The sequence below is a fragment of the Collinsella sp. AF37-9 genome, from assembly GCF_003475115.1.
Taxonomy (GTDB): Bacteria; Actinomycetota; Coriobacteriia; order Coriobacteriales; family Coriobacteriaceae; genus Collinsella.
This window is the reverse complement of the sequence record NZ_QROQ01000020.1, coordinates 35,334-47,491: the sequence shown is the minus strand read 5'-3', so window position 1 is coordinate 47,491 and position 12,158 is coordinate 35,334. Positions and strand designations below refer to the sequence as shown.

The following is a 12,158-nucleotide window of genomic DNA, read 5'->3' as shown; positions in this document are numbered from 1 at the left end:
GTGGGAGGCCAGGGCGCCGCTGACCGGTGGACGGCACCGAGCCGTCGCAAGACTTGAAGAAGGGGGGAGGCCTCGCGGCCTCCCCCTTTTTTGTATCTCGGGCAATTTGTCTCACATAGTAGCTGTGTTTTATAACCCTCGTTTGTCGCATCTTCTGCGAACGGGCTACAATAACTTAGTCTGTGCGATATGGAGGTGAACATGGCTGAAGCTGGTATCGGCGTTGATATCGTCGAGATTTCCTGTATGAAATCAATTCTTGAAAAGACGCCGTCGTTTGCTCGGCGTGTGTTTACCGAAGAAGAGCGCGCGTATTGCGATGCATCATCGCGTCCCGCTGCTCACTATGCCAGCCGCTTTGCTTCGCGCGAGGCGGTACTTAAAGCTCTCGGCACGGGTTTTAGTCAAGGCGTTGGTCGCAAGGATGTTTCGGTTACGCGTGATAAACTCGGCAAACCGAAGGCGCTGCTTTCGGGCCGTGCTCTCGAGATCGCTCAAGAACTGGGCGTTGTTGAGGTCGCTCTTTCCATTACGCTTACGGGAGACTTGGCCGTTGCGAATGCCATCGCGATTACCGAAGATGCTCGGCCTAAGCCAAAAGATGAAAAGGTGAGCACCAAGAAACGCGTTGCGCAGACATTTAAAGAGGCTCGCTCTGTATTAGATGAGCTCGAGCAGCTGCAGAATTCAGCATTGACGGAGCACCTGGGCGATGCTTCGCAAGATACGCTAGGAGCATAGATGAAACCGGTTTTGAGTACCGAAGAAGTCGTTCGTCTCGAGGATATCATCGAACGCGAAGGGACTTCGAAGGCCGAGCTTATGGAGCTAGCGGGTGAGTTTGCCGCTAACGAGGTCTTGAAGCTCAATCCCGATCGGGTTCTCGTTTTGGTCGGTTTTGGTAATAATGGCGGCGACGGTTGGGTTGCCGCCGATATCCTGAGCCATAAGGGTGTGGACGTGGATATCGTTTCTCCGGTTGAACCGGATGAGATTCCTGCTGCTCTGGCACGTCATGTTGCTCGTCGTACTGCCGGCCGCGATGTGCACGTTTGCGTCGGCCCCTCGCGTGATGAACTCGAGGTTTTGATCGATAAGGCCGATGTTGTTGTCGATGCCATTTTTGGTACCGGTTTCCACGGGAATCTGCGTGCGCCGTTCTCCATTTGGATTCCTACGGTCAATGAATGCGCCGATTGTGTCGTATCCATTGATGTCCCCTCGGGCCTGAATGCAGAGACGGGCGTTGTTGATGACGACTGCATTCGTGCCGAGCGCACGGTGACGATGATTGCGCCCAAGATTGGTCTGTATAGCGCTGATGGTCCTGAGTATGCTGGCGATTTGATCTGCGGCAATCTTTACGACCGTCTTGACGGGGTCATCGATGATGTCGACCACGCCGCCGAGATTGTCGAGCCCGGTGACTTAGTTGATTACTTTGCTCCGCTACCATCGAATATCGATAAGTATTCCCGTGGCTCCGTGCTTATTGTCGCCGGATCTGCGCAATATCCTGGTGCTGCCATTATGGCGGCCAAGTCTGCAGCTCGCGCGGGTGCTGGTTACGTGGCAGTCGCGGCTCCTGACGCCTGCGCCAATCTCATTCGCATGGCACTTCCTTCGATTCCGGTCTTTGCTATTCCGTCTGATTCCCGCGGCTCCTTTGGCGCCGCTGCGCGCATGACGGTGTGCGAGATCGCAAAGAAGTACAGCTGCGTGCTGTGCGGTCCCGGTATGACGACGTCTGCCGGCGCTATGCAGGTGGTTTCGGGCTTGCTCGAGCTTGATGTACCGCTAATTTTGGACGCCGATGCACTCAACTGCCTTGCTAAGATTGCCATTGACGGTATTGATAGTAACCCCGAGATGTATCGCCGCGAGCAGCCGTTGGTTATGACACCGCACTATCGTGAGCTTTCGCGCCTGGTTGCCGGTGACGAGGTGAACGACCTTGGTACCGCGATTGCGGCCGCGCAGAAGGTTGTCTGGGCTGCAGGCTCCGACAATCTGGTGGTCATTGCCAAGGGGCCGACGACGGCTATCTGTGGCGTTGAGCGTGTGCTGCTGCCGCTCTCGGGTCCGGCTTCTCTGGCAACTGCCGGTTCGGGTGATGTTCTCGCGGGTATTTTGGCCGGCACGCTTGCCACCATGCGCGACGAGATGGATCGTTGGGAGTTGCTGTATTCGTACGCCGTCGCACTTCACAGCTACGCCGGTTTTGCCGCGGCGACGGAGTATGGTGAGAAGAGCGTCATCGCGACCGATCTTATCGACTTGATCGGTCCTGCCATGGAGCTGGCGGCAAAGGATGCGCTCGAAGATCTGGGAATCATGGACGAAGGGTCGGATGACTAATCATGAATAAAGCCGATTTGACGCGCTGGTCCTGGGTCGAGATCGACCGCGGGGCGCTCCGTCGCAACACGAGGGCCTATAAGAACTTGTTGAATCCGCGTCAGCGCCTGTGCTGCGTGGTCAAGGCCGATGCTTATGGTCATGGAGCTGTTGAGTGCGCCAAGATCATGTATTCGGCCGGTGCCGACATGTTTGCCGTGGCGACGGTTAACGAGGGCGTTGAGCTCCGACAGGGCGGGATTACGAAACCCGTCCTCATCCTAAGCGAGCCGCCTATCGAGGCTATTCCGACGTTGCTCGAGTTTGATATCATGCCCTCGGTCTATACGTCTGACTTTGCTCTTGCGTATGGCGAATGTGCCGTCGCGGCGGGCAAGGTGGGCAAGTATCATCTCGCCATCGAGACGGGCATGAACCGCATTGGCGTACATTACACGCAGGTGCTCGACTTTGTCCGCGGTATTAATTTCCATCGCGGTATTCAGTGCGACGGCGTATTTACGCACTTCGCCACGGCCGATGAACCTTCGGGTTGGGACTACAAGCTGCAGTGCCAGCGTTTTACCGAGGCCGTTCAGGCCATTAAGGACGCAGGTTTTGAATGCGGTATCGTGCATTGTGCCAATACGCCGTCCTCGATGCTCGATTCTTCAATGCACTTTGACATGATTCGTGCCGGCATCGGTTTGTATGGTCTGCAGCCATGTGAGCTGAGTGGTCGCGTGATGCAGCTTGATCCCGTCATGAGCGTCCACGCGCGTGTGACGCGCGTGGCGCATCCTGCGATGGGCGAGGGCGTGGGCTACGGCTTTACCTACCGCGTACCGCGCACGCGCGTTCAGATCTGCACCCTTCCGATCGGTTATGCCGATGGCCTTTCGCGTACGCTTTCCAATCGTATGGACGTGCTGTATCGCGGCGAGCGTGTGCGTCAGGTGGGCAATATCTGCATGGACCAGTTTATGGTCGCCATTCAGTCCAACCCAGCACATGAGATTCCCGAGGCCGAGTATGGTGACGAGATGATCATTGTCGGCCGCGATGGAGATGCCGAGATTACCATGGACGAGATGGCGCGCCTACGCGGCACGATTAACTACGAGGTCGCTTGCGGCTTTGGTATGCGTCTCGACAAGGTCTACGTGTAGGAGTCGCTATGGGCGTCATGCACATCCCCGGCCATAGCCATCAGACGCCGCGTGAGGTCGCACTCGAGGAGATCGAGGCCGTTCTGGGCGATTGTCACCTTTGCCAGCTTTACCAGTCGCGCCATAACATCGTGTTTGGCGTGGGAAACCCCCACGCTCGCGTGATGTTTATTGGCGAGGCGCCGGGCCGCAATGAGGATTTGCAGGGCGAGCCCTTTGTGGGGGCGGCAGGCGAGGACCTCAACGGCATTTTGTCGCTGGCGGGGCTCAAACGCGAAGACGTCTACATTGCCAACGTGCTTAAGTGCCGCCCGCCGGGAAACCGCAATCCGCGCCCCGAGGAAGTGCTGGCTTGCTCACCGTTTTTGCGCGAGCAGATTCGAAGCATCTGGCCCGATATCATCGTGACGCTCGGCAACCCCGCAACGCACTTTGTGCTCAAGACCGAGATCGGCATTACCAAGCTGCGCGGCAGGTTCCATCAGATGGGGCACTTTGTGGTGATGCCCACGTTCCATCCGGCAGCAGCGCTACGCAATCCGGCGTGGCAGGAGCTGCTGGAGGAAGACTTTAAGATGCTGGGCGACTATCTGGAGCGACATCCCGCGCCAGAGGACGCCTCGGAATAATAAGGAGCATGTATGTCCCTGGAGCGCCTGGGGGTAGGTATTTACAAAACGACTTGCGCTGCCGATACGGAGTACTTTGGCGAGCTAATTGCACCGTGCCTTGAGGACGGAGATGTGCTCATCCTGACCGGTGGCCTGGGAGTGGGCAAAACTCACTTTACCAAGGGCGTCTCGCGCGGGCTGGGCGATGGGCATATGGTTACGAGCCCTACGTTTGCGCTCATGGCCGTCCACGATCAAGGTCGTATTCCGCTGTTTCACTTTGATCTATACCGCCTGGAGCATGCCTACGAGCTCGAGGATACGGGCATTTTCGATGTGCTGGGCTATGAGGGTGCTTGCCTGCTGGAATGGGGCGAACAATTCCAGGACGAGCTGACGGATGAGTATCTTTCGGTGACGCTCAGGCGTGATGAGGGCGACAGCGATGTGCGAACGATAACGCTTGAGGCGCACGGTGACCGCGCAATGGAGCTTTCCCATTTGATTGATAAGGCTGTACAAGATGAGCTTGCATAACGACAACGCGCTGGTGGTGGCGCTCGATACCTCGACCGACATGCTTGCCTGCGCGGCAAGCTGGATTGATGGGCAGACGGGTGAGACGAAGCTCGTGAGTGGCGACCACATGTGTCGCCGTCACGCCAACGTTGAGCTCGTGAATACCGTTGATGGCGTGCTGGCTCAAGCCGGTCTGGATCGCAGCGATGTTGGTTGCTATGTGGTCGGCCGCGGCCCGGGGTCCTTTACGGGTGTGCGCATCGGCATCTCCACTGCCAAGGGCCTCGCGCGTGGTGCCAATGTTCCGCTGCTGGGCGTGTCGACGCTCGACGCTTGCGCTTGGACGGCGTGGAAGGCTGGCGTGCGCGGCAAGCTTGGTATCTTGGCCGATGCTATGCGCGGTGAGGTATATCCGGCGCTGTATATGCTGGTCGATAAGGGTCCCGAGCGTCAATTTGAGCGCGAACACGTGGTCAAGGCCGCCGTGGCGCTCGATGAGTGGCGCCAAGCAGCGGACTGGGGCCAGGTTCAGCTGACCGGTGACGGTCTCGTGCGCTATGGCAAGCTGCTGGGTGAGGACGAGGCCGCCCGCTGCGTGGAGCGCGACCTGTGGTGGCCTTCGGGCGAGGGCTTGCTGCTCGCGCACGCTGCGGGTGACGGCGATCCGGCCCGCGTCCTGCCGATTTACACGCGCCTTTCGGATGCCGAGGAAAACGAGCGCAAGCGTCTTGGTCTTGCCGAGAGTGCGCAGAGCGAAATTACGGGTGTTGCCGATGAGCTCGCCGGTCGTCATCTGCAGTTCCGTCCCATGGGCGCGGCGGATGCCGAGGGCGCGAGCGCGCTGGAGGCTGCCTGCTTTGAAGGTGCCGGACACGAGGCGTGGACGCCGGGCATGTTCCTGTCCGAACTGGGCGAGGACGTCGCTGCGCCGCGTAGTTGGTGGGTGGCACACGACGACGGCAAGCTGCTGGGCCTTGCCGGCGGTATGGTCGTGGACGGTGATGTGCAGATTCTGGATGTCGCCGTCGACCCAGCACATCGCCGTGAGGGCATTGCCCGCAAGCTGCTGTCGCACGTGAGCTATGATGCCCAGATGCTCGGCTGCACCACGGCTTCGCTCGAGGTCGAGGACGGTAACGAGGGAGCGATCGCGCTTTATAACGCTCTGGGCTTTACCGAGGCTGGCCGTCGCCGCGGCTACTATGGTGCCGGCAAGGACGCCATCGTCATGACGGCTCCGCTGCCCCTGGTGCTTCCGGTCGACAATGCTTCGCCCGAGCCGACGGCGGCAGAGCAGCGCGTATGGCCGCTGCCTGCGCCTTGGCGCTCTGCCGAGGAACGTGTCGAGATTGAGCGTCGCCGCCTCGTACTCGCTATCGAGAGCTCCTGCGACGAGACGGCGGTGGCGATTATCGATGCGGATGGCAATATGCTGGCCAACCAGGTGTCGACGCAGATTGATTTTCATGCACGCTTTGGCGGCGTGGTGCCCGAGATCGCCTCGCGCAAGCACGTCGAGGTGATTGTGAGTGTCGTGGATGCGGCACTCGAGGACGCCGCAGCGTCGCTGGGCCTTACGGGCGGAGCCATTACACCAAGTGAGCTTGCCGCCGTGGGCGTGACACAGGGTCCGGGCCTGGTTGGCGCCCTGGTGGTGGGCGTCGCCTTTGCCAAGGGCTTTGCGTATGCTGCCGGCAAGCCGCTCGTGTGCGTCAATCATCTGGAGGGCCACCTGTTTGCCAACCTGTTGGCGCAGCCCGACCTCAAGCCCCCGTTTATCTTTACGCTTGTCTCGGGCGGGCACACCATGCTCGTGCACGTGAAGGCATGGGGCGACTACGAGGTACTTGGTGAGACACTCGACGATGCTGTGGGCGAGGCCTTCGACAAGGTAGCCAAGGCGTTGGGTCTGGGCTATCCCGGTGGCCCCATCATCTCCAAGCTGGCCGAGACGGGCAATCCCCGCGCGATCGATTTTCCTCGCGCGCTTAACAGCAGGGGGGACTATCGCTTCTCGCTTTCGGGCCTCAAGACGGCGGTGACGCTCTACATCGAGCAGGAGACCAAGGCTGGGCGCACGATTCACCTGCCCGATCTGGCGGCTTCGTTTGAGGCAGCCGTCTTTGACGTTCAGTACAAGAAGGCCAAGAACGCGCTGCATGCCACCGGATGCAAGGAATACTGCATCGGCGGCGGCGTCTCGGCTAATCCGCATCTGCGCGAGATGATGATCAAGAAGCTTGGGCGCCAGGGCATCCGCGTGACGGTGCCGCCTCTCTCGGCATGCACCGACAACGCCGCCATGATCGCGGAGGTCGCCCGCCGTAAATTCGACCGAGGTGAAATCTCGCCGTTCGACGTCGACGCCGATCCAAACATGACGCTGTAGCTGGTACGGCGCGGTCCCCGGACGGAGGGGCCGGATATAAGGTTTCCTGCTCTACAGTCCTGCGCAAGACGAAGGACACATTAAGTGGCCTTCTTTGCGTGCGGAACTCGCGATAAACCTTATATCCGGCCCCTCCGGCCGGGGACCTTTCTGTATCGATATGGCTTCTGGGCTGGATCGGCGTCGACAACGTCCAGCAAGGTTAACCAGCCTGCGTCGAATTTCCGGCGTTCTTTAGCTGAAAGAAAAAGTTGGTGTGCGGAGCTTTGCTCCGCATTTGGGATGGGAGCTCCCGCGGCTCCCGAGGGGGCATCTCTCATGCAAAAACTTTTGTCGGGTAAAGTCCGAGGTTAGTGGCGTTTTATAACGAGAAATTCAAAAAAGTTGAAAATTCATTACTTATTTGCGTTGACTTTAGGTAACTAAAGTTTCATACTGCTTTTCATCCACTGGGGGATGTGAACACGCACGGATTGTTCGCATCATGATTGAAGAGGATTTCCTAGACATGTTCACGCATCAGCTAAACATTATCAGCGTAGTAATTATCTGATGCGGGTTAGCACATACAGCTAGCCCGTACGATAACGGGCGGCTGATGAAGATGAGGGCCGTCGAGCGCAACCGACGGCCCTCATTTTTTATGTCTGAGAAGTTCTTTTTAGAGGAGGAAATGTAATGAACGGAGTTTTGCTCATGGTTGTGGCCGCGGCGGTGCTCGCCTGCGGCTATCTGGGCTATGGCCGATGGCTGGCCAACAAGTGGGGCGTTGACAAAGAGGCCCTCACGCCGGCCAAGCGCATGAAGGACGGCAAGAGCTTCTCGCCCGTCTCTGCCTTCACCGCGTTCTCGCACCAGTTCAGCTCGATCTGCGGTGCCGGCCCTGTTACGGGTACGATCGTCGCCATGGCCTTTGGCTGGCTGCCCGTCGTGCTCTGGGTCCTCGTCGGCGGCATCTTCTTTGGCGCCGTCCACGACTTTGGCGCCCTGTATGCCTCGATGAAGAACAACGGCAAGTCGCTCGCTCAGCTCATCGAGAAGTACATCGGCAAGACCGGCCGTCGCCTGTTCCTGCTGTTCTGCTGGCTGTTCTGCATCATCGTCATCGCCGCCTTCACCGACATGGTCTGCAAGACGTTCATGTTCACCCCGGCCGTTGACGCTTCTGGTGCTGCTACCGGTGCCATCGACTTCACCAAGTCCTATGCCGCCGGCTGCGCTGGTACCATCTCCATCCTGTTCACCTTCGTCGCTATCGCCTTTGGTTGGGCCCAGAAGAAGTTCAACCTCACCGGTGCTACCGAGTTCGTCACCGGCGTGGTCCTCATGGTTCTCATGTTCGCCGTCGGTATGCAGTTCCCGGTCTACCTGGATAAGTTCCAGTGGTTCGCCGTCGTCATGGTCTACCTGGTCTTCGCTGGCGCTATGCCCATCCAGATGCTCAAGACCCCGCGTGACTACCTCACTTCCATCATGATGATCGTCATGATCGTTTGCGCTGTCCTCGGCATCGTCGTCCTGGGCGTCAACGGTCAGGCCACCATCACCGCTCCGGTCTTCACCGGCTTCTCCACTGCCTCCGGCATGATGTTCCCGGTCCTGTTCGTCTCCGTCGCTTGCGGTGCTCTCTCCGGTTTCCACAGCCTCGTTTCTTCCGGCACCTCTTCTAAGCAGGTCGAGAAGGAGCAGGACGCCGTCAAGGTCGGTTACGGCGCAATGATCGTCGAGTCCTTCGTCGGCATCCTTGCCATCATCGTCGCCGGCATCATGTTCTCCGATATGAACACCGCCGGTACCGGCGCCCTCAACGCTGGTGTCGCTTCCACCCCGTTCCAGATCTTCGCCGCTGGCATCTCCCGCGGTATGCAGGCCTTCGGTGTTGACGGCACGCTCGCTACCGTCTTCATGACTATGAACGTCTCCGCTCTGGCCCTGACCTCGCTCGACGCCGTCGCCCGCATCGCCCGCACCTCGTTCTCCGAGTTCTTTGCCCAGACCAACGATGCTCTGGCCATCGAGTCCAAGGCCGGCTATATGAAGGTCCTCGGCAACCCCTGGTTCGCCACGGTCGTCACCCTGCTTCCCGGTCTCGCCCTCGCTTTTGGTGGCTATGCCAACATCTGGCCGCTCTTTGGTGCTTCCAACCAGCTGCTCGGCGGCATGACCATGATCACCCTCGCCGTGTTCTGCAAGTGCACCGGCCGCAAGGGCTGGATGCTCTACGTGCCCGTCGCCTTCCTGCTCTGTTGCACCTTCACCTCGCTGGTCCAGAGCGCCATGGGTTGCATGACCGCCGTCCAGGCCTACGGTTTCTTCGGTACCATCCCGGCTACCGCCACCACGGCCGCCGTTTCCGTCGCCGCCACCAAGGGCCTGCAGCTCGTCTTCGCTGTCCTGCTGATGGTCCTGGGCCTCATCGTCGCCGTCAACTGCCTCAAGGAGTTCTTTGGCAAGGAGGCCGGCTCCATGCCTGACGAGGAGCCCGAGTGGTCCGAGATGGGCAAGGCCGAGTACGGTCGCGCCGCTGCCGCTGAAGCTCCTGCCGACGCCGAGGCCGCCAAGGCCTAGTCGGTCGGACGGGTTGAATCTCCCGTCTATTTGACTCGGAAAGACCGGGTCCGCAATCAAGCGGACCCGGTCTTTTTTCTTGTGAGAACAGGTGGTGCAAGGGCGTTCTCGCAGATGTTTTGCGTGGATAGGCTCGTGCGTTGTACCATATGGACGTATATGTGTGCATATGAAAGGGGCCCCGTGGCCAAGACGGTATATTCCGATAATCAAAACAATGTCGATGCCCTGGCTGAGCGTCTGAGCAGCCAGACATCGCTTTCTGCCGAGCGTGCCAAGCTGGTTGCCTACGACCTGCTTTGCCGCAAGGCGCTCAAGATTAAGTCGAGTGCGCTGGCGCAGATTTTCCGCTCCGTCGATAAGGAGTGCGACACCAAGGCGATGCGCGATGAGCTTATCGCGGCAAATATCGTGACCAAGATCGAGGGTAGTGGCATTAACGGGCGCCCGGCGTTCTATACCATCAATGCCGAGATCCGCGATGCCCAGGAGCAACCTGCCGAGTCCGTCGAAGATTTTGTCGTCGAGGATTCCGCTGACGTGCCTGCTGTGGAAGAAGTTGCTCCGCGTGAGCATGTCGATACCGATGAGTTGCTCGATGAGAACGTTGTGCGTGCCTTTACGGCCAAGGCAGGACGCGGCGGTTTTGGCGGGGGCGGCAAGCGCGATGCACAGCGCCGCGCCCAGCAGGAGCGCTTCCGTCGCGCCGTTGCTCGAAAGGGCGAGACGGATGCCGAGGCTGTTGAGACCGAGGTTGCTGCCGAGTCGCAGAAGCCCACGAAGGAGCAAAAGCCCGTGGAGGCCCAAGAGCCCAAGCGCCGCCGCGGTGCTCACTTTAAGGCTGCACAGCAGGGTGCCGCGCGTGAGGTCGAAGAGTCTTCTGAGGTTGCAGACGATGTTGAGGAGTCTGCCAAGAAGGCTCCGGGTTCGTGTCGTCCCGGCCGCGGTTTTGCGGGACGCGCGTATCCCGTAAAGCGTCAGGAGAAGGGCGAGTCGGTTTCGACCACCCAGGACGAGAAGGCCGTTGAGCCGGCGGCTCGCGAGCAAAAGCCTGTTGAGCCGCAGCTTGAGGCTGATGCCGAGGCCAAGGGCCAGCAGCCTACTGATGAGCAGACGGAGCGGGGCGCGTCGAGCAAGCCTCGCCGCCGTCGCCATCGTGGGGGCCGCAGTTCCCATGCCGAGACCGCAGCCGAGAGGACCACGCCGCAGGACGAGGATGCGAAGGCCGAGGTTTCTTCGGGGCAGCCTAAGCGCCAGCCGGCGAAGGAGAGCAAGTCCGATCGTCCGCAGAAGCAGGCGTCTATGCCGAAGCGCGAGCGCAATTCCCAAGGCGATTCTAAACGCAAGTCTCAGAAGAAGCCGGAGTCTTCCGCAGCAGGTACTGCTGCCCAGCAGCCCAAGTCGGCCGTTCGCGGTGAGGTATCGGCGTTCGCCCTTGCCCGCGTTTTAGGCAGGCAGCTGCTCAAGGTTGTCCCTACGCCTACGGCGCTCTCTAAGATCAAGGAGCAACAGACACAGATCGTAAAGGTCGAGGGCAAGGACGGCAAAAAGGCTCCGCAGCGCACTCAGCACAACGAGATGTCCAACCGCAAGATTGCCGAGGAAATCGCAATCATCCAGGCTTGGATCGAGCAGAACCGAGGTGCCGATACGCCGGTTGCCTCGCGCCGCCAGCGTGCCTACCAGATCTTTAACGACGAGAAGGCTTTTGACGGCAAGCACGGTGAGCGCCTGATAAGGCGCATGACCGAAAAGGGCATCAGCATGCAGGCGATCAAGGTCGCCCCCAATCGCCCCGTGCACTTTACGGGCTTCTTTACGCTGGGCGCCGACAAGCCGTTCATTATGGTCGAAAACCTGGACACCTACGACGAGATCGTCAAGCTGCTGCGTGGCCGCAAGCACGCCAAGCTCTTTGGCATCAAGGTGGGCGGCGTGATTTTTGGCGGCGGATGCAAGGCGAGCGTCTCGCATGCCCTGGACGATTATCTGGCCGAGATTGGCTATCGCTTTAACTACGTCTACTACGTGGGCGATATCGACCGCGAGGGCGCGCGCATCGTCGAGCAGGCTCGCAATGCCAATGTGGTTGAGATTCGCCTGCATGCTGGCATGTACCGCGCCATGCTCGCCGAGCACAAGCGTCGCGTGAAGGCCGGCGGAGAGTGCGAGCCCGCGGCTGCCAACCAGGGCGTGCCGCAGAACTTGGCGGCGACGATCAAGGATCTGCCCATGGTCACGCGCGTGCAGTTCCGCAATGTGCTGCGCGAGGGCGGGCGCATTCCGCAGGAGATTCTGATGACCGCCGACTATCGGGATGGCGACTCGGGAAGCTTCGACCGCATGCTGAACAACTAAATTCCGCCGGCCCCGGGAGAGCGGGGACACCGGCTTAGGTTTCCTGCTCTACAGTCCTGCTCACGACGGAGGCCACATTAAGTGGCCTCCTGTTCGTGCGGAACTCGCGATAAACCTAAGCCGGTGTCCCCGCTCTCCCGGGGCCTGTCGTGGCTTGGCCGTTGCATGCGGCTCGCTTTTCGGAACGGGGCTGACGGACACATTCCG

General features: G+C 59.8%; 8 protein-coding genes. All 8 read left to right on the top strand.

Annotated elements, in window-relative coordinates; all coding sequences use genetic code 11:
* Positions 1-201 precede the first annotated feature (201 nt).
* The 8 genes from acpS (at position 202) to DW024_RS06965 (ending at position 11,951) form a co-directional block, all read left to right on the top strand.
* Positions 202-741, top strand: coding sequence for a holo-ACP synthase (gene acpS / locus DW024_RS07000; protein ID WP_117779470.1), 540 nt, complete (start codon positions 202-204; stop codon positions 739-741).
* Complete coding sequence (locus DW024_RS06995; protein WP_118377321.1) at positions 742-2,358, top strand: NAD(P)H-hydrate dehydratase; 1,617 nt, start codon at positions 742-744, stop codon at positions 2,356-2,358.
* A 2-nt stretch (positions 2,359-2,360) separates the two neighbouring features.
* The gene (gene alr / locus DW024_RS06990; RefSeq protein ID WP_055252165.1) at positions 2,361-3,506 is read left to right on the top strand and encodes an alanine racemase; all 1,146 of its coding nucleotides are present in this window, start codon (positions 2,361-2,363) and stop codon (positions 3,504-3,506) included.
* A gap of 8 nt (positions 3,507-3,514) precedes the next feature.
* Complete coding sequence (locus DW024_RS06985; RefSeq protein ID WP_118377320.1) at positions 3,515-4,135, top strand: uracil-DNA glycosylase; 621 nt, start codon at positions 3,515-3,517, stop codon at positions 4,133-4,135.
* Positions 4,136-4,147: 12 nt separating this feature from the next.
* Complete coding sequence (tsaE, locus tag DW024_RS06980) at positions 4,148-4,654, top strand: tRNA (adenosine(37)-N6)-threonylcarbamoyltransferase complex ATPase subunit type 1 TsaE (RefSeq protein ID WP_118377319.1); 507 nt, start codon at positions 4,148-4,150, stop codon at positions 4,652-4,654.
* Positions 4,641-7,025 (top strand): tRNA (adenosine(37)-N6)-threonylcarbamoyltransferase complex transferase subunit TsaD, encoded by a 2,385-nt coding sequence (tsaD, locus tag DW024_RS06975; RefSeq protein ID WP_118377318.1) that lies wholly within the window; start codon positions 4,641-4,643, stop codon positions 7,023-7,025. The genes tsaE and tsaD overlap by 14 nt, the downstream gene beginning before the upstream one ends.
* A gap of 678 nt (positions 7,026-7,703) precedes the next feature.
* Positions 7,704-9,593 (top strand): carbon starvation protein A, encoded by a 1,890-nt coding sequence (locus DW024_RS06970; RefSeq protein ID WP_118227263.1) that lies wholly within the window; start codon positions 7,704-7,706, stop codon positions 9,591-9,593.
* A 183-nt stretch (positions 9,594-9,776) separates the two neighbouring features.
* Complete coding sequence (locus DW024_RS06965) at positions 9,777-11,951, top strand: hypothetical protein (RefSeq protein WP_158572179.1); 2,175 nt, start codon at positions 9,777-9,779, stop codon at positions 11,949-11,951.
* The last annotated feature ends 207 nt before the right edge of the window (positions 11,952-12,158 follow it).